A 22,797-nucleotide genomic window follows, 5' to 3' on the forward strand; every position below is an offset into this window, starting at 1 on the left:
ATGGCAGCAGGAAACGTGCCTACGGGGAATGTATCGGCGTTTTACGGGAACACCACAGCCGGATTAACCGCCAGCCCTACGGCGATTGACGCAGCAATTCAGGATATCATCCAAACGATCAACGATAACTGGTCCTGGCTTCAGAGCCTTGTAGCCCAGCCTGAACTAGGATTCCCGGACGGATCGGTAACAACCAATAAAATCCGCGATTTGGCCGTATCCACACAGAAACTTGCGGATGCTGGCGTAACTACGATCAAGATCGCAGACGGTACGATCACCACCGCGAAACTAGCGGATATGCTGATTACGGCGGCGAAGATTGCTGACGGTACGATTACCGAGCCGAAATATGGTACGGGATCGGTAAGCAGCCGGGCGATTGCCACCGGTGCAGTAGGAGCAACAAAGCTTGACCCTGCACTGTATCAGCAGTATGGAGATATTGCGCTGAATGCAAGATTCGGTCAGATTGATGCGCAGTTGGCGGAGAAAGTGCAAAAGGGAACAATTGAAATTAATGTTAAAGATTACGGGCTTGACGTTGGCGGCGGAATCAATGACGATACTGTAGCGATAACTAACGCAATCAGTGCCATCTCCACATTAGGTGGAGGTAGACTTTTCTTCCCTCGCGGACGGTATAAAGTCACTCCATCTGCAAACGGGGCACTTGCCTTTTCTAACATGAGCAACTTTGAAATTACAGGAGATAAGGGCGCTGAAATATTTTGCGATCCTGTACTAGTCAATTCGTCTAATCTGGGGAATAACAGACTGTTGCGTTTCACAGGATGTAAGCATTTTTCAATTCATGGATTAAAATTCAAAATGCAACTTGATTTCGCGAGTACAATTCCTTCAGGATCAACACGTGAAGACCAAACCATATTTATCTATTCCTATGCCGACTCAATCAATGAAGATTTTAATATCTATGATAATGAATTCGAATATTATGGTCCGCAACTACACGACCCCCTTGACGGAGAAACTTCTCGCTTATCAACAATTGCTATCGGTTCAGATACAAACATAGGCCCTACAAGTAGACTTACAAATAACTTCAGTGTATTTAGCAATAAGTTCAATTCATGCTTAGGCCGAACAGTTTATCTTCTGCTGTCAGAGAACGGGTCAGTTTATGGAAATCAGTTTAAAGACCTTGGGGCACTTATCTATCCTGACGGATCAATGAAGACATGGGCAGTAGCGTTGGCTATAAGAATACTTGGATGTAAAAACATAACCGCAACTGGCAATACCATTAATGGTTATAAAGGTGAACTTGTTAATCCTGACAATAATTTGGGAGCAGTTGTTGGTTTTGTTTGTGGCGGCGGTGTGACCGGTGGGATTTCCGAAGATGTTACCATAACTGGGAATGTCATTAACTTCAATAATACAGGCGGTTACGGTCTCGGCCTTGATTCGTGCAGAAATGTCATTTTTGCTGATAATACTATTGAGGGTACGGAATCCTTTACGGACGGACAAACGTATGGCGTTCGTTCCGAAGAAATATCAGACACTTCTCATAATGTGAAGGTGCACGATAATATTTTCCGAAACTTGAATATTTCATTTGACCTTAAATCGACCGCCGATAAATACGATAACATCCAGGTTTATAACAATGACTTTATTGTCGGAACAAACAACACAAGTATATTCAATACAACAGGAACTAAGGCAAACATTGGAGATAATTATTACTCCGACAAAGCATCGATTTGTGCAGGACCGGGTAGACAGCGGAAAATTTACGCCACATCCCCACCGACTACCGGAACATACACGCGTGGTGATATTTGCTATAACACAGATTGGGATATCGGAGGTTCTGGAGGTAAAAGTCCGATTAGGTCTTGGGTTTATCAATATAATAACGGAACCATTAACGTGTGGAGACCTTTAGATTTTTCAATACTTAAAGGGACAACTCCGCCTGCTATACCCTCATGGTCGGGATCGGCAGAATCACACACGGGTTTATTGTTTATCGATTCGGCCACAGTCTCTAACGGAGTTCACTGTCACTACAATGGGTCTATATGGGTTAAATATGACGGAACGGCACGATGATTAGAATAAACCACGCAAAAGTTAAATTGCCATATTATTGATAATGTTCTAAACTGTATAAAACATATCAGTTATGGAGTTGGACTTTTGTGAAAAAATTTACTCTGTATTTTTTTGTTCTTTTTTTGTTTAGCTCGTTGTACTTAACCGAAAAATTTAATTCTCTTGGAAGTATCGCAATATCCATTGTAATCTGCATCATCTTCCCGTTTGTCATTATGTCCAAGAAAGAAAAAATAAAAGTTCACTCATCAAGCTTGTTTTTAATCTACGGATTTTTAACGGCGTGTGGGATTTCATCCTTATACAACGCGGACATTAAGATAATGCTTAATGCAGGAATTTTTTTCTTGCTGTATCTTTCCTCGATGTCTGTTGTTCCGTCATATGAAAAAGTTGATATAAATAAAACTATTTTTAATTCTATTCTTATAAGCCAACTCCCCATTATAATACTTCCTATTATTATAAGTGGGGTTAACACTATTCCTTATCGAGGTATATTTTATAACCCAAACTCTTTCGGTTCGGTTGTATCTGTTGTATTCGTGACTCTACTTTCGATAGTTATTTCTAAAATCGAAAGGATCATAACAAAAAGGACGGATAAAAGGGGTAAAAGGAATTTGGTTTTCCACCTTCTGAGCATGTTTTTGCTTTTCTTTTTGGTGATACTTTCTGGGAGTAGAACAAGTACGTTGGCAGCGGGGCTGTCTGTAATAGCAGGGGCCCTATTTTTAACTTTACGCCTAATAAAGGCGAGAAAATTTTGGTCTTCATTAATTAAAACAACTTTCTTCTCATTTTTAGGAGCTGTCGTTTTGTACTTCTTAGCTAGATTCACGCCCTTTTACAATTATCTCTATTTAAACATTCTGTATAAGTTTGAACGAAAGTCGATGCATGGAGATGTATTAGACGAAAGAGGCTTTGTGTGGGCTAGGACATTAAAGGAAGCTGGATTATGGGGGAGAGGCAGTGCTTACTTCTCAAAAGAGGTAGGCGTAACAGCTCACAATACTTTCATCAATATTTTAGGAGAGACTGGTTGGGTATCTTTATTGATTTTTATTGCTTTCTTAATACTTATCAGCATAGCTTCTTTTAAATACGCAATTAGCGAAATTGATGACCAGTATAAGTATCTCCCATTACTATTGCTTATATGTTTTTTGTTTTCGTCCATTGGTGAAAACATGTTATTTAAAGTAAGCATGATAGCGATGTTCTTTAGCATGGGGTCGATCATTGATTTTAGAAAGAAGTTAGTTAATAAGGAAAAAGAACACGGAAATCCGATTGACCGAAAAATACAAGGATTAATGTTAAATGTCAAGGAATAGTCGGACCATACTACGCAACAGTCACCTTTATAGGTGGCTGTTTTTATTTTAGAAAGGAGGCCGCACATGGCCACAGCAGCAAAACCTATTCCTACCGGAACGGTTAAAAACGCAGCTTCACCCAAGACGACAGCGCCGGTATATACACCAACAGCACAGCCTAAAACAGCAGCCGCTTCCACTTCCGGGGCGGCTGTTTCTGCTCCCAAGGCATCGTCTCCGGTTTCCACTCCTGCTGTTAAAGCACCGACAGCAGCACCAGCAGCGGTATCCCCACAGATACAGGCGGAAATACAGCGCAAGGCCGCAGCAGGGATTCCGCTTACCAATCAGTCCAATGCCGCAAACGTAGCCGCGTACAAAGCCGCACAGCCCGCAGCGGTAAAACCTTCAGCAGCACCTGCAACCGCAGCAACGACAAACTATGGAGGCACCGGAAACCCGCTGAATGAACTCCTGTACCTGAAGAAGTCCTACGAATCCGGCAAGACAGGTTCCGCAGCGTATGCCGGTCAATACTACGGGAAACTGGACAACGGAACCGCAGCAGCCGTAAAGAACATGAACGCCGCGCAGCTTGAACAGTACATCAACGGACAACGGCAGAACACACCAACGGCAGCAACTCCAACCGCGGCAGCGCCAAACATGGACATGAATATCCCACAAGCACCAGCACCCAAGGATTACCGTTCACTCGCACAGGCCGCGTATGACCAGCAGCTCGCTTCGCTCCTGGCCGGGGCACAGTCGCAGGAAACAGAACTCAACCGCCGGTATGACTATGCAGCAGGCGTAACCAGAGACAACCGGACGCTTAGAGATGCTTCAATAGCACGTAACGAAGCGCCTACAGCATGGGACGGTTCAGCAGGTTACAGAGGGGCGCAGAGGGACCGGACGGACAGCACCGAGGACCATTACACGCGGGAAGGATTAAACGACGCGGTATCCGCGGCTTACGCCCAAACGAACGCCTTCCGCGATCAGTCCGGCAACTTCATTGCGACAAAAGCGAATGAACTGCAAAGCGCGGACCAACAGCTTGCCATGCAAGAAGCAGGGATTACCGGTATGTACAACGGGCAGCAGACGCTTGCGGCTCGCACATCGGATCGTCAGCTTGGTATGCAGGAAGGTCAGCTCACCGGTTACTACAACGGACAAGCCACAGCAGACGAGCGGCAGAACCAAATCGCCAATGCGCGTAATAACCGTATCGACAACCTGGACGCGGCGAAAGTTTATATGGATGCTACCGGTAGGGTAGTCACTCCGCAGGCGGATTGGGGCGGGTACATTCGCCAAGCGCAGAATCCGAACGCTCCGCTTACGTCAGCGCAGCAAAACATCAGCTTCAACCAGAACATGCAGAACCGTCAGCAGAACTTCACTGAAGGGCAGCAGCAGTGGCAAAACAGCTTTGACCTTACCAAATTTAATGAGGACGTTCGGCAATACGGCCTAGATTATGCGCTTCAGCAACAGCAAGTCGCTATCAGTCAGCAAAACGCGAATACGTCCTACATGAGCGCGGCCAACAGCAACAATAACAATAACTTCAATAAGCTTATGGATATCTGGAAAGCTACTGGAACGGCCCCTAGCGGCCTTGAAGGTTACGGTGTTAATGCTGGAACGGTGTATTCCGCCGGCGCAGCAAAATCGGCGCAGAACACCACAGCGGAACAATACGCAACGAACTACCTGGATAAAGCAGCGCAGTATGAAGACGGCGAACTAATGAACAAAGATGCAATGGAAGCGTCCATCCTTGAATCTGGCCTGCCTTCATCCGAAATGAAAAAGCTGTATACCCGTTACGGCATCCCGCTTCCGTCGGGGGAGTAACTAGCTCCAATGCCAAAGCAGGGCCGCGCTCGAGCATTGGAGCTTACAACAACTACTATAAAGCGGCACAGGACGCAAAAGGTAACTTTAAAGCCTATGCTACGGCTAGCAGCGCGGTAAGCAAGGCGATTAAAACGCTCGGATTGTCCGAAGATTGGCTGCAACCTACACTGGAACTAGTAGCACGGGAGTCCAGTTTTAACGCTAATGCGAAGAATAGCAAGTCTTCTGCAGCAGGGTTATTTCAGTTTCTTGATATGACCCGGGCCAATTACGGAGGAAATAAAGTTGACTGGAGCGACCCTTACCAGCAGGCAGTTGCCGGTCTGAAATACATTAAAGACCGTTATTCCAATCCCATTAAGGCGCTTCAATACTGGGATAAGAACGGACACTACTAGGACGGTGATACAGTGGCAACCGAAGACATTTTCGAAAAACGCCGGAAACAGCTTGGCTTATCCTCTTCCGGCCCGAAGCAAGACAGCAGCATGGATGATGCCTTTACCCGGCGCAGAATGGATCTCGGCTTGATCCCGGATACACGTCCGAAGTCCACGCCGCAGCTTCCCAAAACACAGGCACAGGCGCATTCCTTCGGAAATGATGCCATCGACCAGTTTCAAGGCAAACTTCCTGTCGCGTCCCTACTTACCGTAGGGACCGGCGGTCCTTCTCACGCTTCACAAATCACCGGGAATACGAGGTTTGACCAGAATCACAGAGAGATCGAAGACAGCAAAGCTCCGGCCATTGTGAAATCCTATGCCAATGTAATGAACAATCTGGTAGAAGGTAATCCCGTAGGCCGTTTCCTTTCCCGCGCACTCCCAAGCGATCCGACCGTGCAGCAGGATTCTACCGGAAACAAAACAGCGGATAGAGTAGCAGGATTCCTGAAGCAGAACGTCACTCCGATTCTCACTCCAACCGGTGCACCTATCGGACAGGGGATTATTGGTGGCAGCTACGATGCAGCAGGAAAGGCACTCAGCAAAGGGATAGGACAGAAGGCGGTCAACGCAGCAGCTAACCTTATACCAAGAGCTAGCGCAAGCACAGCGCAGAATATCGCCCGTGTTGGCCTTACAGAAGGCATAGCAGGGGCCGCGCAGGGAGTAGGGCTTGGACTGCAAAACGGTCAGGACAGCGGAAGAGAAATCCTAGCAAATGCCGGACTTGGCGCGGCTGGCGGTTTGGTACTTGGCGCAGGAGGTGCGGCGCTTGGTGAAGCAGGGCGGACGGTATTGGGCAGACTTCGCCCGGCATCCAACGCGGTTGAAGAAACCGTTCAACCAACAGTAAGACCGATGGAACGAACCACGCCGAATGTTAACGAAACCACAACAATTCCGTCACCGATTCGTCAAGAACAGCCTGCGCGAACGCCGGTTATGGATCGTGAACCGGTTAATCCAATCGTACCGGCGCGCCAGCAAACACCACGGGAAGCTGAAATCATGCGTAAACTAGACAATCACGAACCTATGAGTCAGGACGACATTGATTATATGCTTCAGGTTTCCAATGAACCCGATAATGTAGTACAGCCCAAGCCGGATAACGTAGTTGAATTCCCTGAATCTCCACGGACCAAAGAGCGCGGATTTTACCAAACACTCAAAGAATCCGAGAAGGTGCCGGAAACCGTCAACCGCATGAAAGGCGAATATGAGCCGATCACGAACCAAGAAACACTGGATAAAGCAAACCGCAATATCGCGCAGGACATAAACAAAGCTAAAAATGATGTGCTGGACCCGGGTAAAAAGGTAGCGAACGCGGAAAGCATCGCCACGGCGCAGCGCTTGATTCAGGAATACACGAAGATAGGCGACCATGAAACCGCCGCGCTTATCGCAGAGAAGGCAGCTTCAGACCTCACAAACGCCGGTCAGACGATCCAAGCGGCCAGCATGTGGAACCGTCTTTCCCCGGAAGGTATGCTGCTTCGGGTACAGCGGAAAGTCGCACAGATCAACGAGACGCTTTCTCCGCTGGAAGAGAAGGTAACGCTTGAACCGGCAGTAGCGGCCAAAATTACGGAAACCGGAACGGCGATGCAGAAAGCGCAGAACGTTCGCGACCTTGCCGCCGAAGTCACCGACATGATTGCGAAGAAAGAACCCGGAACGCCATTAACCGCAGAGGAAAAGGCGCTGCTCACTGAATTTGAAAAACAGGTGAAGGACGTAAACAATTCCGTTAAGCCGTTCCTTCGCCAAGAAAAGAACGCGGCAAAGCGGGAAATTGAGAAAATCGCCAAGACCAATCCGCAGGAACGAACGCGGGACCAGGTTGTAAAATATCTCGATGCGAAGGCCGCTGAAGCGCTAGAACGTCGCAAGCGCAGCCGTAACGTTGGCATTGTGGCCGAACTGAACAATCCTGTTGTGGATTACGCCATTATCGCTGCTTCGAAGATTGCCCGTGGAATCCGCGACTTTTCAGACCTTACAGAAGATATGGTCAAAAGCATCGGTCCAGAATACCGTAAACATGCCGATGAAGTGTTTGTGAAGGCGACAAATATCTACCGCAAGGAGCAAGGGATTCCGACAACAACGGAACTGGAGCGGGTAATCAAACACGCTTCCCATGAGTTTGACGCGGAAACGGCCAACACTTTGCGCCGGATGGCTGCGGAAATCGGTTACTACACGGACGATAACATCAAGCGCGAGTTGACGCAGGATCTGCAGGAAATCGTGAAGACGTTCGGTAAATCGACGCTTGGGGAAAAGATATCAGCCGTTCAAACATCAGCTCAGCTTCTAAGCGCTCCGACCTTCCTGCGAAACGCTTTAGGTAACGCCGGTCAAATGGCGCTTGAAAAGGTGAACAAAATTTCTGCCGTTCCGATTGACTGGGCGCTTTCCAAACTTACCGGTGAACGCACCATTCAGTTCTTACCGGACAATCAAGAAAGGTTCTGGAAAAACTTCGCTTCCGGAACTAAATCCGGATGGCGCGGTGTAAACGCCATGGGTACGCTGGATAGCTATGACGTACACCCGAATGTATTTGGCGAAAACAACCCGCTTAGGTATCTGGTAAAGGCAACAGGTGCATCTCTTCAAGGCATGGACTACGCCGCGTACAAAGCGGCCTATGGCGATGTCATGGCGACCTACGCCGAGCAGCTCGGGAAATCGAAAGGCATGAGCAAGGCGCAGATTAAGGAGAACATGCCTGAACTTTTAACCCAGCTTGACGAGCGCGTAAGGGAACTTGCGGACAAAGCCGGTAAATACGCGACGTACCAGGACGAAACCTTGCTTTCTAAGGCCGCTCAGGGCGTCAAGAAGGCACTGAACGCATCAACCGATAAACTGGCAAAGGCTGCTGTTGAGAAAGGTCTGCTACCAAAATCCTTGTCCACAGAAGGGTTTGGACTCGGTGACGTGGTGCTGAAATACGCCAAAACCCCGGCTAACCTTGTCATGCGCGGAATCGACTATTCTCCGCTCGGGTTTATCCGATCGGTTGGCGAACTTATGCCATTGGTCAGTAACAGAGCGAAGTTTAATCAATTCGAAGCAACGCGCGTCCTTTCCCGGGCCATTACCGGTACGCTTGGACTTAGCGCACTCGGATATACCATGGCTGATGCCGGACTGTTAACCGGAGCTGCCAGCAGCGACATTGACAAGCGCTCACTGGAAGAACAGTCAGGAAAAGGCGCGTACAAAATGAACTTATCCGGTATTAAACGCTGGGTAATGAGCGGATTCGATAAGTCACAGGCGCAGTTTAAACCGGGAGATACGATCATTGACTATGCTTGGATTCAGCCAGCGGCGATTTCCCTTGGCATGGGCGTAAACTTTAAACAAGCCTTGCAGCAGCCGGATAAAACGAATACGGAACTTGCGAAGGATTCTATTTTAGGCGGACTTCGAACCGTCCTTGAAAACCCGATGGTTACTGGACTCTCGGACGTAATCGGCGGTATCAGTGACGTAATCAACCGTCAGGATACCAAAAAGCTGAAGGGGATTGTAAAAGGCATCCCGGCATCCTTTGTGCCGTCCGTGGTTGGTCAGGCGCGCACCGCTACGGACAACATGCAGCGTGAAACGTATGACGCTAATCTGTTCAAGGAAATGATGAATATTGTCCAGAACAAAGTTCCGGTACTGTCGAAGAAACTTCCGATCTCCTATAACTCACTGGGAACGCCGCGTGAACGCATCCAGAACGGTCAGGCCAATACACTCGGCCAATACCTGAATAGCTTCCTAAACCCTTCCAAGCTGACACAGTACGAAGTATCACCGGAAGCAAAGACGGTGCTGGATATCCTGAATGATTCCAATGATTCCGGGGTACTTCCGCGGATTGCTCAAAAGTACATTATGGTAACTGATCCAGTAACCAAGCAGCAGAAAAAAGTCGATCTCACCAAAGAGCAGTTCTCGCGCCTTCAAAAAGAGATGGGCCAACGTGTAGCGGAAAAAATCCGCGACAAGCAGGGATATTTGACCGATCCAAACCGAGCCATCGACAAAAAAGCCAAAAAGCTGAAGGATATCCTTGAAAAAATCGGATCTGATGTAAGAAACGAGTTCCGGGAGGAAATGGGCTATGCGAAGAAAAGGTAAAGAAAAACTCAGAAAGCGGGATGTGATATGGGGACTATTTGTAATCGCTCTGCTGCTGTGGATGATCCTGGACACCGTAGTGAAGGACGTGCCCATTACGAACCCGGGCCTATGGTAAGCATTGATTTCGACGAATCAGAATACAAACAATCAGCAGTATCGGATGAACTACTACATCTGATACTGCTTTTTCATGGGCCTGAAGTCCGCGACCTCTTTTTGTATGGCGGTGATGATATTGTGGAACCTGATTCAGTTTCTAATCTATGACCTACCGTATTTCATATACAGATCAGCAGATAAATTAAAGTGGGATATGCTGGTAGCTTATATCGTGTATTCCATAGGTAGAATAAGCGGAATGCGACTCGTAAAGAAGTTCTTTGAGTCGCATTTTCCATATTTTAAAGATGAATCGGAGGATTTTAAGAGATGGACGGTCAAACAAATCGTAGAACTCGGAGGAACCCCATTCGTTCCCTCCCGAAAATACTATCGAGCAACTGGATCATGGAGTCAGCGAGTGAGGAATTACGCTATATTAAGGAGCTTATTACAGGTGGTCATCCCACCGGGAAGGCGGTACAGCATGGAGAAGATACTGATAGCAGTAGATGACGGCCACGGAATGTACACGGCAGGGAAGCGTACACCACTATTTGAAGATGGTACTTATATGAAGGAAAACGAATTTAACCGTGCCGTGGTAGATAAGCTTATTGTCCATCTGAAGCGCAATTGTTTTGATGTGCTGCATGTGTCGGCCGGAGATACGGACGTTCCACTAAAGAGACGTACAGACCTGGCGAACAATACCATTCCCAACGGATTCGGCCGCAAGGCTGATGCTATGGTATCCGTCCATGCCAACGCACTGGGCATCGCCTGGAATAGCAAGGCAAAGGGAATCGAAATATTCTACCGTTCTGGATACAAGGCAGGCAAAAAGCTTGCTCAGGATATTCAGGAGTACCTTGTCAAAGGCACGCCGCTCATTAACCGCGGCCTGAAGACATCCAACCTTCATATTACCCGGGAATCTGACATGCCGGCCGCGTTGGTAGAAGGAGCGTTTATGGATAATCCAGAGGAAGCACTGTTGCTTGAATCTGATGCATACCGCTCCGAATGCGCTGAAGAGATCGCCCGCGGACTGTGCCAATTCTTCGGCCGCACATACGTAGAGGTTCCTCCGGCTGCAGCTCCGCTTCCAGACGGGGCATATCCGGTTAACGTTGTAGTCGGCGGCAATGAATTTGACGGACTGATTATCGACGGACGTAGTTGGTCTCCGGCCCGTGATGTTATAACAGCACTCGGTATTAAAACTTGGATGTTCGAGAAAAAGTCAATTTCAATCAACGGTACGGCCGTAGAAACGAAGATCATCAACGGTATTGGTTACATCAAGTCAGTTGATCTGCAAACAATCGAAGTCGCCAAAGTATTCCTGGAACCTGATGCTGTGAATACCAAACGCGTAATCATTTACCCCAAGGAGGTAATTATAAATGAATGATATGTTAACCCAAGTGATGGCATTTTCGTCTGCTCTGTCTGTATTTGTCCTGGCGTTCCTGCAACTGGTTAAGGCTACGGTTAGCCTGCCAAAGAACTTTGTACCGATCATCGGACTTGCGATTGGTATTGCTCTTGGGTGGAGCACGCACATATTTACAGACTTGCATCTTGTACCGCGCTTGTGGGCCGGGGCAATTGCCGGCCTTAGCTCAACTGGACTTTTCGAGCTTGTTAAGAATAACCCGGGAAAAACCAAATGAACGACCATAAAATATAAGAAGACCTCATAACGAGGTCTTTTTTATTTAAGGAGACTATTAGATGAAGAAACTTATTTTCCTACTATTGATAACAGTTATGTTCGCCACTCCGGTATACGCCTATAAATACAACGAACCTCATACATTCAAAAATCAGATTGAATCTGCCAAACAAAAAACCGTTGCGATTACAGCCACAAGCTTTAAAGATAACTGGGTGCGCTCTGGAACAGGTGCGTTCCTCAGTAACGGAATGATCTTAACAGCCAATCATGTGACCGAAGGAGCAGAAGATATCACCGTTGAGACATACGAAGGCAAGAGATATAACGCAGAAATCGTCAAAGAAGATGCACAGCATGACCTTACCTTAATACGCATTGCTGTGCCGCATGATGGATTTCGGATCGCATCAAGTAATTTAAACCGTGGAGACTCCATCATGACCATAGGCCAGCCTGCAGACTTAGAAGAGTGGAGCTTCAGCGAAGGTAAAGTTCTCGAACCTGAACAGCCTTGCCGGTTGAATGACCATTACTTCAAAATGGTGTACGCCGACAACCAAGTGTTACCCGGTAACAGTGGGGGCCCTTTGATCAACAGTAACGGCGAACTTGTCGGAATTGTGAGATACATGAATCCAGAGAACAGTTATAGCTTTTCAATTACGCTGGATGACATTAAAGAGTTTATTATGCCGATCAGTTACCTGTACTTGGATGTGGCATACAATTGATGTTATCCACATCTGTTGATAAAAATGTTACCCGGGTAACATTTGGGTAACAAAATACAATGATACAAGCAGCATTACACCAAAAGATGTTACAGTAAATAAGTAAGTTAGTCGCGAGAAAAAGCCGCAGTATCGGCAATTTTTCAAACTGTATTGATATAGAGCAAAAGATGTTACAAATAGTCACGGTAATAAAGCATTTTACCCACACTTTGGCGTTTTAGGCCGAAGTGTGGGTTTTTTATTCGCTAAAATCATCTTGCAAAGGGGGAATCGGCTTGTCGGCGCAGCGCGGTCATTTATTGAAGCGCAATTATATTTTTGCAGTTCTGATTTTGATTGTCGGTTTCGGCGGTCTGCTGGGCTATGATCTTTACTTTAAGCCCTACGTGCTGTCCCAAACGGTAGTGAAGATTAAGGTGGACGGAGACGGTGTGCTTCCCAAGAATCACGAGCTGCAGGCGGGAGAGCTGTATCTCGATTCCGTCCAGACAAAGGATGTACCGAGCGGTGCAGTCACTAAGCTGAACCAGGCGGAACGCAAAATTACGAAAGTGAACCTGACGAACGGCAGTATTTTGACAGAGGCGCTGGTTGATTTGAATGATTTGGAGCCGAGGGCGAACGAGGGGATTTTTTCGGTGCCGAAGGAAGCGGTCTATGCGATCAACGGATCTCTAAGGAGCAGAGACAAAGTTGACATTTATCTTGTGCGCGAGGAAAAGGAGGAAGCGAGAGCGGCGGGACGCTCCGGCATAGCGGCAGGCCCTTCACAGGAAGCCCCGGCTGGAGGGCAGGCGGTTGTGCCCGAAGAGGCTTTTTTAACCAAAGTGACTGTAAATTATGTCCGCACGGAAGATAACAACGACGTTCGCGATACAGAGGTTGGCAACGATAATAACCGGGTTACCTCGACCGGCAAGGTGGCCGTCCCGGAGCTGAAGCTGAAGAAGAGTGACGGTGAACGGCTGAAGCAATATTTGGAGCACGGCTTCAAGCTGTGGATTGTACGGGTGGAATAGGAGGAACAGTTTCATGAAAATATTCAGTCTTGGCCTGGACCAGCTGACGATTAACGATATCCGCCAGGCCGGTTATACCGTTGTTATGCAAAGTACGCTTCCCGATCCGCAGCAGGCGTCAGGGCATATGCTGATTGTAACCAGCGGACATGCCGAAATCTCCGAACTAAGGGAGCTTCGCGAAAAATTTCCGGATACGCTCATTCTGTATTTTTACATGGAACGGGGGGTACGCGGGTACTACGGCATTCATCTGACCTGCGAGGAGCTGGGAATTCATTTCCTGCCGCCGCGCTCGACTTCTTCAGCGATTATCGAGAAGATCAGGCTGGTCCTGATGGAGGACGGCGATGAACGAAGTAATGTGCTGGGAGTGCTTGGCTCCGGTCCGGGAATCGGCTGCACGAGTGTGGCTGGTCTGCTGGCGGGACGAATAGCGGCGGCGGGCAAACGGGTGATTATGCTCGGAATGAACGTATATGATCCGGGCTATGACCGTAAAACGACGACCAGCCTGGACCGGATTCGGCCGAAGCTGACAGGCAGCAGACTGTATGATGAGGATTTTGCCCAACTGATTGTGCAGGACGGATACCGCTATTTGCCGGGAAACCGAGATTACCTGAGCGCCCAGGATTATCAGGAGAGCGAAATGGAGTATTTGCTGGAACGGGCCTCGGACAATGCAGATATCGTCATCGCCGATCTTGGCTCGGTACCGGAGAGCGCAGCGTGGTATACCGGAATGAGAAAATCCGCGCTGCGCCTGCTCGTTACCCATCCGAAGCATGAACACCGGCTTGAAGCGCTTATGGATTTGGCCGGGCATATGGACCTTGCGCCGCATGATTTCAAGCTCGTCATGAACCGCAGCGGACAGGAGGAAACGGTATCCCCAAAAAGCTTGGCCCTTCGGTTCGGCACCGAGATTTTTCTGGATATTCCGTACTACCCGATGGCCTCCGGCAGGCTGCCGCTCGGCAAGAAAGAGCTCGCCCAGGCGGATGAAAAAGTCCGCGCGCTGCTGGCTGCTTTCGGCTATTCGCCCGAGATCAAAAAGAAAGGGATGTTCATATGAGTGACGCGGCGGACTTCGGACGATCCGTTCCTTCGGCGGCATCTCCATTCTCGCTTAAACAGAGCGTGCTCCGCGGCAGCACACCGGGCAAAGAAGACTTCCCCACCTTCCTGCAAAAGATGAAAAGGGAGATGAATGCCGGACTGGAACGGGAGGATGACGCGTATTTCGAGCTTAACGCCAAGGCGCTGACAGGCGACCCGCAGGCGGTCAGTTTTTTCATGAATGAAATTGAAAAATACTTGCGGAAGACGCCTTTTACCGGCAGCGTTCCCGAAGCTTACGACACGGCGGCCGAAGCGCTGTTTCATGAATGGAAGGGGTTCGGCCCGGCATACCGCTGGTTCACGGATCGGGCGTACAGCGAATCGACGGGGCTGCAGATTATCGGGCGGCAAATTTTCTATAACGTAAAAGGTAAGTTTGTGCCTTACCCGTATGAGATGCCGTCGCTGGACCGGGTCGAGCAGTTGAAGCGTTCACTGCTGAAGAGCGATCCGAACAAGAAGCTAAACAAGGATAATCCGTCGGTCGAGTTCAAAATGGATGATCCCCTTTGGCCCGGCAGGTTTATCCGGCTCGCCATTTGGGTTTCCCCGCGTGTATGGGAAGGCTTTACGACGATCTCCATGCGGCGGCAGGTGGTCGAATTTCTCGATCTCGACGATCAGGCGGGCACGGAATGCATTCCGGCGGAGGCCGTAACGATGATTCGCGCACTGGCGATGACTTTTCGCAACACGATTATTGCCGGCTCTGTCGGCTCGGGCAAAACAACCTTTGCCAATACGATTGTCGGCGAGCAGCTGCTTGGTTCTACCTCCTGCATGGGTGTAGTGATGATTGAGAAGCATCCGGAGTCGACGCTGCCTTACCAGATCAAAGGACACCGGATCATTCCGATCCAGGCCGCCAATGAGGAACTGATGGAAGTGGGAATCGAATCACTGCGGCATGACCCTAACCTGCTGTACATGACGGAAATGCGGTACAACGAATGGGAGTTTTACCTGTGGAGCGGGGAAAAGGGCTATGACGGCATCACGGGAACCTTCCACACCGTCGACTCGGAGGACATCCCTTATCAGGGGGCTTTTGCCGTCTCGACACGCATTGGCGGAAGTTTGAAGGGACACCTCGTTTCCGCGCTGAAGGCATGCGAGCTCGTGTTTATTCTCGAAAGCGCGGGAGAAGGCCGGAAGCGGCTGGCCAGTATTTCCGAAGTGTTTTACGACGAGGCCAAGGGTTCGGTGTTCGCGAATGATCTGATGCGCTGGGACCGGGAGAAACAAAGCTGGACCTATAACGCCGGAATCACCGAGGGGCTTTTTCAAAAAATGCGAAAGAGAAATGCGGAAGCAGCCGGGACGCTGCTGGATTCGTTAAAAAGATTGGCCGGCGAGAAACCGCTGTCTACCCCTTTAAGGGAAAGCCTGAAATCGAGAATCGTAATGAACGAATAAGGGGGTGAGAAAAAGTGAATGGAGTGTTTTACCTGATGCGGTTTGCGCTGCACCTGCTGATCGTTTGGGGAATTTGCCTGCTGGTCAAACCGCTTATGGAGCAGGGAGTCCGGCATTTTGCGGCCCAGGTCAATGGCCATTTTATTCGCAGAAAGAAAGTGCTCAGGCTTAAAGCGGGCGGTATTCCCCGGTATGTTCCGTTTTACAGCCATTTGGACAATCTGCTGTACATCGCGAGGCGCAATTACGAGCCGGGAACGACGGTGCTGCGGTTTATGGTGCAATCGGGTCTTTTGGCCGCCGCTGTGTTCTTGTCTGGTCTCCTTACGCTGCGCGAGCTTCCGGGGCATTTGGCTTTTCATAATCCATTTTTGGAGGGGGTGTCATTTGACAGCGGACGTCCTTTGCAGGATGGGTGGCGCCTGCCTCTGTTCCTGGCGGTTCTTGCCGGAATGCTTCCCTATCTACGGCTTCGGTATGCGTATGCGCATAAAAAAGTGAAAGGCAGCTACCATCTGCTCGATGCGGTCAAAATTGCCGCAAAGTTTACGCATTTACCTGTCGATTCGCTGCTTGGCCGAACGGCCGATTATTTGGATGAAGATAATGTTCTTGTAACACCATTAAAAATACTATCAGCTTCTTTCGCCAATTACAGCAGTGAGCATGAGCTTGCCGCGGAGACGCAGCGTTTTGCCAAGGCGGTTGGCACCACGTTTGCCGTCGAGTTCGTTTCGGATCTTTTGTACTGCGAGAAGGAGGGAGGCTCCTATCTGAAAAATTCCCTGATGATGCTGAACCGCTCAATGGAGCAGCAGCGGGAGACGATTCTTGCGGTCAAGGCCAACAGCCGGGATGCGATCAGTCTGGGACTTTACGGCAATCTGGTCGTGCTGTTCTTTTCCATCGGAACGTTCATTTATATGCTGAAGCCCGGCGTCTACTTTCGGCTGCAATTTGAAACCCGAGCCGGTCTGGCTTTTCTGATGGTGATTGTCTCGGGATTGTTCGTGTCTTTTGTCATCGGCAGTGTGCTGGCCAAGCCGAAACTCGATTACCACTGAGGAGATCTGTATGGACAGAATATTTTTGCTTATTGCCGTCCTTGGCATCGTCTATCTCGCTCTCGTTGTGTTCGTCGGCGCCACGGGGAAGCGGGAGCGGTATATGCAGCGTTTGCAGCAGCGGTGGAACGGACTCGGAGAGCGCTTGGAGAACGGCAGGCTCCAGCAGGTCCTTTATGCCGCAGGCTTAACGGTATCTGCCCGGAAGGTTACGCTGTTTCGCTATTTGGCGGCCTTTCTCTATCTGCTCGTAAAAATAGTAGGCGATTATATCCGTGGTCTGCCGTTTAATGCATACGATTTGCTGATTGCTGCGCTCATTCTTGGCCTTACGAGTCCTGCCCGCTATCTTCCGTTCGGCTGGCTGCTTTCCTGGCTGAATCAAAGAGCCGCTGTTCAAAAGGACAGCGAATTGATTTCGTTCCTCCGACTGTATGAGAACAACAGGCTGCGGAGAAGGGGGTATGTGCAGTTCGGCGCTTTCTGCGCCGGGGCTGCAGGACATTTTGTCCATATCCGTCATGATTTGTACGAACTGTCGGAACGGGCGGTGGATGAGGGGGCGGAGCGGGCCATCGAGTGGTTCTGCGAACGGTTTCCGGAGGATCATGCTTTTATAGGCGATATCCGGTCGATTTTGCTGGCTACCGAGGGGATGGACGATGATGCGGAGGCCGCCGCTTATTTGCGGGAACAAGGCAGAATGATCGCCAAAATTTCCAGCGACCAATATCTGCGCAAGTGGTCTTTGATTGGGGATATTGCATCGATTATTAATGTGATTCCGTCGATTGCCACCTTTTTGATGATCGTAACGATGGCCATGCAGTACATTATGCTGATCAAGGGGAATTTTAATGATATTCGCCTGTTTCAGTAAAGATTTGTCATATTCAATCAATGTATAAAAAAATAAAATCAAAAGGGAGATTTTAACAATGAAAAAAGATGCTATTTCTACGGGGCTGTTTATAGCCATCGGGTTTCTGTGTGTCGCTATCGTGATTGCCGTGCTGATTCCGGTCGTGCGGGATGTAATCGATGATGCCGACGACAACCGTCCGGCTGTGCCGGCGGTCAGCATGACGCAGCCGCTTACCCCTGCCGATCCGGCGTCTGAAGTTTCGTTACGCTTGGGAGCCTAGCAGCTGATGAAAAAAGATTCGATCTCTGTCGCCCTGTTCCTCGCCATCGGATTTATTATTGCCGGGATCTTCATCACGTCTGCCACGGGAATGATCGGCAGCAGCCAGGATGACATTATCGCTCATACGAAGCAGGTGGAGAGTTACTAGTTTCCGGGTGATTTCTTTTGCCAGACGAATCTGGGGTAACTGTTTATCCGTCGGCCCTTGGAAAGGAGCGCAAGCGTAGACCATGAAAGCGACGGTCCTCCGGGCTTTGTTTATGTGGCTGGTTTTGTTTATTATTTTGCAGCCGATCTTTACTTATATCGATTATTTGCTGGATTTGCAGGTTAAGGCCAACACCTCTTACATCACACAAAAAGCCGCAACCGAGGGAATGGTTACTGCCGGCATGCGGAGCGAAGTCGTGAACAATCTGAAAGCCTTGGGTTTCTCGGAAGCATCTATTGAAATTACGAGCAGTACGGAGACGGTTCAGGATCGAAATACGAGACTCGACGTCTATGTCAAAGCACCGCGAATATCCATGTTTCCGTACAATTTTTCGGGCGAGACGCAATCTTCCTATTATTACGGCCATGGCTCCATTATGAGCGAATATCTCGATTAAGGTGAATGTATGGATTACATTATCAAGCTGGCTTTCGTGCTGCTGATCTTTATTTATGCCTGGTTTTTTCAGGCGCAGAATCAGGAATGGGACATCGACCGGGAGCTGCTCAAACATTCAATCAACATGGCTGTCCACGATGCCGCCCAGAAAATGAACGAGTCGGAACGCGCGAGAGGAAGGCTGGTCTTCGATCGGGCTTCGGCGGAAGCAAGCTTTAGAGAAACGCTGAAAGCCAATCTTGGCTTGGATGACAGCCTTACACCCCGCACCGGCAGCCGACTGCACTCTAAAGTGGAGGTCGTGGATTTTGCAGTGATCGATGAATCATCGGGCGTAACCTTCCCGTTTCTCTATGAGGACAGCCGGTACGGAATCACAAAATTTTTGCAAGGACCATCCGTGATTGCTGTTATTAAAACAAGGCATCCGGTTCTGATCGCAAGGGCCAAAACGCAGGAAGACATACAGGTGCCGGCGATTCAGGAGTACAAATTCAACAAATAGCCGTTTTGACGGGAATACCGGTTTGAAGGACAATGCGCGGCTTGGATTTTCAAATTCTTCGGTTTTCAGGCCGCTGCGCATTGCCTTTCAGTTTATCGGCAAGGGACTTTTCCGAAGTAGAGAGCTTTTGCCGATAAATTATACAAATATTATTTTAAGGAGAGATCGATGATGAAAAAGACGATTTTGAAAGTAAGTATGGCTGCGGTACTGCTCTCGCAAATGGTGTTGGTAGGGGGAGTAGAAGGAAAGGCTATGGATACAGCGGCGCCGCGTGTAGCAACAACTGTGACGGCCAAGCCGGTGGTTCCGGTTATGACGGATAATTTGTTTAAGTATGGGCTTAAAAAAGATGTGGAGTTGCCTGTTACCGTCACGGCTGGAGGGTTCAGCTACACGCTGGAGAAGATTATGATTTATGATGTGAATTCTACAGAAGTAGTCAAACTCAAAAAAACATATGGATTTCAAGATGTCGGCGGGGTAATCCAAGATCCAAAATACTTTATTTGGACTAAGGTAACAATTCAGAACACTTCGAAGAAAACAATTCACGGCGGAGGTAACGATGTTGTTAGAATGGTTCGTTTTACCTTTCATGATGGGGCATCACCTGATCCGGTATGGCCTAAGAAATTAGCATCAAAAACAAATAGTACGGATGCCCTGTGGACGTATAATCTTAAACCAGGACAAAAAATTACTTCTTATTTGGCATACTACTTTAAGGATTCATTGGATTATTTTGTTATCCGTTTATTCAATGGTAGTGCGCCAGTTGAAAAGTATGTGGTTCCTGAATGAAAATGAGAAAATTAGCTTTAAGGTTCCTTACCATAGCATTAATGTTGGAAGTCTTCGTTACTTCGAACATGGCTGAAGCAGCAACGAGTCAAACTGCTACTGTTGCAATCCCCGTTAATATGGGTTTGGTAGGTGATAACAATGCATATAAGGACTATATGCTGGACTTGCCAAATGAAGTAACTGCGGCTTCTGTGGATACAAGCAGCTTAAAGTATTCTGGAAGTAATACGGTAAGTAGCGGGATATCTATTTCTAATGGGAAAATTAAGCTAAAGCTTCAGGGCGTTGGTAACAATGAGAGGTTAACAAACCTACAAGGTTACCAAGCTTCTTATCAAGCAGCGTTTGTCACAAACCCTAGTAATTCCATTTGGCGATATTCTGATGGGGTACGTTGGCAGATTAATGAGTATTCAGAAAGTAGAGATGCTTTAATAACCAAAGATGTTCCAGCTGATGATAATAACGTACCTTCTGCTCATCCGCCAAGAACGGTTGTTACAGCGGCTCCGGCTCAAGATATAAGCTATGTTAAATGGTATAACGGTTCAAAGACTGATGTAATAGATGCCCAGTACATTGTTCAATCAACCGTTATACCACATTTTATACCAGATACTTCTTCTAGTTATATAAAAGAGACCAAATTTAAGAATGGGAAAGTTATTGTCAGTTATGCTATTCCTTGGTATGTCATTACATCAGGTCCTAGTGCGGGGAAAATAGCAGAACAAAACTACACTAATCAAGATGGAGACGCTTCTCATCCATTGGTTGGATGGGCACAGGGTAGAAAATATGAAGTTAGGGCTGAATATTACTACACCGCCGATGCCATAGTCCCAACCTACAGCTACAGCGGAACCGTTACCTTCAAGTACACTCCGATCACAGAACCTACGCTTGACGGGAAGGTAACTGTGGTCAATCCAAGTCCGAATCCGACTCAATTCAAGAACGCTGATGTGCCCGTTACTTTACGGGTAAACGGAAATCTTCTGGCTTATACGGATTCGTCTAACATCGAGGAATGGTTGTTTTATGCGAAGGAAACCGGATCGACGGATGTGAAAATAATGAAGGATTATAACAAGGTGTTAAGCAGCACCCAATCCTTCACGACCTTTAAAATCCCGAAAGACAGGATAACGAACGGAATGGTAAATGGGGAATTCGATCAAGAGTACACCCTTACAGTCACGATACGATTCTCAAGACCGGTGCCCACATCATCGGGAACCATTTCCTCATTGACCCAAACGATGCAGGCTACGGTTGGGGTTACCGATAAACCGGTTCCTCCTCCATCAAGCGGGGGAAATAAACGACCTGTAGCCATTTTGAGCGTTCCTGATTCGGTTATGGCCGGAGAGGAATTCCTGGTCTACGGCGCGGATTCGTATGATCCGGACGGGACGATTGTCGATTACAACTACGGTACAGGATCAGCAGTCGAGAAGGTAACAGGAAAGTATGGCTATACGTGGTATCCATTGGCCGAAGCAGGGTACAAAACGACGATAAGTCTAGTCGTAACCGACAATGACGATCTCAGCGGCAGCACAACGGCCAAAGTAGAAGTTCAGGCCCCTAAACCGAGAGCGGCCATCACTGTAATAGGAACCAAAAAAGAAAACCGGAAGGTCACTATACATAATGCCAGCACGGATCTTTCCAAGCATTATCCGATGGACCCCTCCAAGACACGGTTCACCATTCAAGCGATCAGCGGCGGCACAGCATCCGATATCAAGTACAGCGGATCGTTAAATGGAGTGAGCGATAAAGATGTCGTGTTTAAAAAGCCGGGCACCTATAAGGCAACGATCTATGTGGAGAACATTGTCGGATACTCCAGCACTGCAGAAATCACGTTTGATATTGTGCCGGATGAACCGCCTGTCCCGTATATTTCCGTTCCGAGCCAAGCTTACCGCGATCCGGACAACGGCAATAGGGCAGCGATTGTTCTCGATGATCTTTCTTTTTCACCCGACTATGATTACATCGGTCATCGGCTTTGGCAGTACCGATACGATTCGGATAATGATGGGGATTTTTCCGATGAATCCTGGGTCATTCTCAGCGATGCCAATGAAAGCAGGGTAAACTTCAATCCGGACAAAGTAGGTAGGTATGAAATCAGGCTTACCGTAACCGAAGAGTTTGACCAGCCGACGATTGACGAATTTGTAAGCGCAGCAGACCGGAAGTCGGCCAATACGGATACACAGAGCGCAGTTGAAAAAATCATAACGGTTTATAACCGCGCCCCCATCGTCGATTGGTCATGGTAAGGGGAGATATGATGAAGCGTATTTTAAAGATTCTATTGATTGTTTTGGTGTTATCTTCCGTATTCCAGGGACCTTGTAAGTCGGATGTAGCAGAAGCTGCCGGGGAAGTCATCACCTATGACACCATTTATGTACCTGCTAAACACATTACAGGTTCCAGACCGGCATCCTATCCGGGAGACCCCAATTGGTTTCCGAGTACCATGGATATTGATTTGCCTGCTTACACGATGGATGTATCCTATAATCAGGTCACCGGGGCACTCAATGTTACGCTAAGCAACTTTTTTTTACCTACCAAGTGGGTGATTAATCGCCAGGAATTATCGGAGTGGCCTGTTAATCCGTCATTCGACAGATGGAGAAACTTTTATCGTGTTGGAAATTCAGTGGGGGGATAC

General features: G+C 48.3%; 20 protein-coding genes. All 20 read left to right on the forward strand.

Going from position 1 to position 22,797, the window contains the following annotated elements:
• The 20 genes from PSAB_RS06255 (at window position 1) to PSAB_RS25395 (ending at window position 22,396) form a co-directional block, all read left to right on the forward strand.
• Entirely contained in the window at window positions 1-2,085 is a 2,085-nt protein-coding gene (locus PSAB_RS06255; RefSeq protein ID WP_025333720.1) for a right-handed parallel beta-helix repeat-containing protein, read from the forward strand.
• A gap of 89 nt (window positions 2,086-2,174) precedes the next feature.
• Window positions 2,175-3,428 carry an O-antigen ligase family protein gene (locus tag PSAB_RS06260; protein WP_025333721.1) on the forward strand — a complete coding sequence of 418 codons (1,254 nt, stop codon included), beginning with the start codon at window positions 2,175-2,177 and terminating at the stop codon, window positions 3,426-3,428.
• Window positions 3,429-3,494: 66 nt separating this feature from the next.
• Window positions 3,495-5,279 carry a hypothetical protein gene (locus PSAB_RS06265; RefSeq protein WP_025333722.1) on the forward strand — a complete coding sequence of 595 codons (1,785 nt, stop codon included), beginning with the start codon at window positions 3,495-3,497 and terminating at the stop codon, window positions 5,277-5,279.
• A 143-nt stretch (window positions 5,280-5,422) separates the two neighbouring features.
• Window positions 5,423-5,680, forward strand: coding sequence for an aggregation-promoting factor C-terminal-like domain-containing protein (locus PSAB_RS26540; RefSeq protein WP_158442569.1), 258 nt, complete (start codon window positions 5,423-5,425; stop codon window positions 5,678-5,680).
• Between the two features lie 12 nt (window positions 5,681-5,692).
• Window positions 5,693-9,883 (forward strand): hypothetical protein, encoded by a 4,191-nt coding sequence (locus PSAB_RS06270; protein ID WP_025333723.1) that lies wholly within the window; start codon window positions 5,693-5,695, stop codon window positions 9,881-9,883.
• The gene (locus PSAB_RS26360; RefSeq protein WP_264370896.1) at window positions 9,867-10,001 is read left to right on the forward strand and encodes a hypothetical protein; all 135 of its coding nucleotides are present in this window, start codon (window positions 9,867-9,869) and stop codon (window positions 9,999-10,001) included. Before PSAB_RS06270 ends, PSAB_RS26360 begins: the two co-directional genes overlap by 17 nt.
• Before the next feature lie 471 nt (window positions 10,002-10,472).
• On the forward strand, window positions 10,473-11,402 hold the full coding sequence (locus tag PSAB_RS25005) for an N-acetylmuramoyl-L-alanine amidase family protein (protein ID WP_158442570.1): 930 nt from the start codon (window positions 10,473-10,475) through the stop codon (window positions 11,400-11,402).
• Window positions 11,395-11,664: a holin gene (locus PSAB_RS06280; RefSeq protein WP_025333725.1), complete on the forward strand. Its 270-nt coding sequence runs from the start codon at window positions 11,395-11,397 to the stop codon at window positions 11,662-11,664. Before PSAB_RS25005 ends, PSAB_RS06280 begins: the two co-directional genes overlap by 8 nt.
• Window positions 11,665-11,725: 61 nt before the next feature.
• Window positions 11,726-12,400, forward strand: coding sequence for a S1 family peptidase (locus tag PSAB_RS06285; RefSeq protein WP_025333726.1), 675 nt, complete (start codon window positions 11,726-11,728; stop codon window positions 12,398-12,400).
• A 278-nt stretch (window positions 12,401-12,678) separates the two neighbouring features.
• Window positions 12,679-13,422: a CpaB family protein gene (locus PSAB_RS06290; protein WP_025333727.1), complete on the forward strand. Its 744-nt coding sequence runs from the start codon at window positions 12,679-12,681 to the stop codon at window positions 13,420-13,422.
• 13 nt (window positions 13,423-13,435) lie between these two features.
• Window positions 13,436-14,500 (forward strand): CpaE/TadZ family protein, encoded by a 1,065-nt coding sequence (locus PSAB_RS06295; RefSeq protein WP_025333728.1) that lies wholly within the window; start codon window positions 13,436-13,438, stop codon window positions 14,498-14,500.
• On the forward strand, window positions 14,497-15,963 hold the full coding sequence (locus PSAB_RS06300) for a P-loop NTPase family protein (protein ID WP_025333729.1): 1,467 nt from the start codon (window positions 14,497-14,499) through the stop codon (window positions 15,961-15,963). Before PSAB_RS06295 ends, PSAB_RS06300 begins: the two co-directional genes overlap by 4 nt.
• A 14-nt stretch (window positions 15,964-15,977) precedes the next feature.
• Window positions 15,978-17,027 carry a hypothetical protein gene (locus PSAB_RS06305; protein ID WP_025333730.1) on the forward strand — a complete coding sequence of 350 codons (1,050 nt, stop codon included), beginning with the start codon at window positions 15,978-15,980 and terminating at the stop codon, window positions 17,025-17,027.
• Window positions 17,028-17,037: 10 nt separating this feature from the next.
• Window positions 17,038-17,907 (forward strand): hypothetical protein, encoded by an 870-nt coding sequence (locus tag PSAB_RS06310; RefSeq protein ID WP_025333731.1) that lies wholly within the window; start codon window positions 17,038-17,040, stop codon window positions 17,905-17,907.
• 58 nt (window positions 17,908-17,965) lie between these two features.
• Window positions 17,966-18,172 carry a hypothetical protein gene (locus PSAB_RS06315; protein ID WP_025333732.1) on the forward strand — a complete coding sequence of 69 codons (207 nt, stop codon included), beginning with the start codon at window positions 17,966-17,968 and terminating at the stop codon, window positions 18,170-18,172.
• Window positions 18,173-18,178: 6 nt separating this feature from the next.
• Window positions 18,179-18,322 (forward strand): hypothetical protein, encoded by a 144-nt coding sequence (locus PSAB_RS25740; RefSeq protein ID WP_158442571.1) that lies wholly within the window; start codon window positions 18,179-18,181, stop codon window positions 18,320-18,322.
• Window positions 18,323-18,404: 82 nt separating this feature from the next.
• Window positions 18,405-18,785, forward strand: a complete 381-nt coding sequence (locus PSAB_RS06320; RefSeq protein ID WP_025333733.1) for a hypothetical protein — start codon at window positions 18,405-18,407, stop codon at window positions 18,783-18,785.
• Window positions 18,786-18,794: 9 nt separating this feature from the next.
• Window positions 18,795-19,292 carry a hypothetical protein gene (locus PSAB_RS06325; protein WP_025333734.1) on the forward strand — a complete coding sequence of 166 codons (498 nt, stop codon included), beginning with the start codon at window positions 18,795-18,797 and terminating at the stop codon, window positions 19,290-19,292.
• A 168-nt stretch (window positions 19,293-19,460) separates the two neighbouring features.
• Window positions 19,461-20,096: a hypothetical protein gene (locus PSAB_RS06330; protein ID WP_144240486.1), complete on the forward strand. Its 636-nt coding sequence runs from the start codon at window positions 19,461-19,463 to the stop codon at window positions 20,094-20,096.
• On the forward strand, window positions 20,093-22,396 hold the full coding sequence (locus PSAB_RS25395) for a hypothetical protein (RefSeq protein WP_144240487.1): 2,304 nt from the start codon (window positions 20,093-20,095) through the stop codon (window positions 22,394-22,396). The genes PSAB_RS06330 and PSAB_RS25395 overlap by 4 nt, the downstream gene beginning before the upstream one ends.
• Window positions 22,397-22,797: the final 401 nt, after the last annotated feature.

The organism is Paenibacillus sabinae T27, assembly GCF_000612505.1.
In the GTDB taxonomy this organism is placed as follows: Bacteria; Bacillota; Bacilli; order Paenibacillales; family Paenibacillaceae; genus Paenibacillus_AQ; species Paenibacillus_AQ sabinae.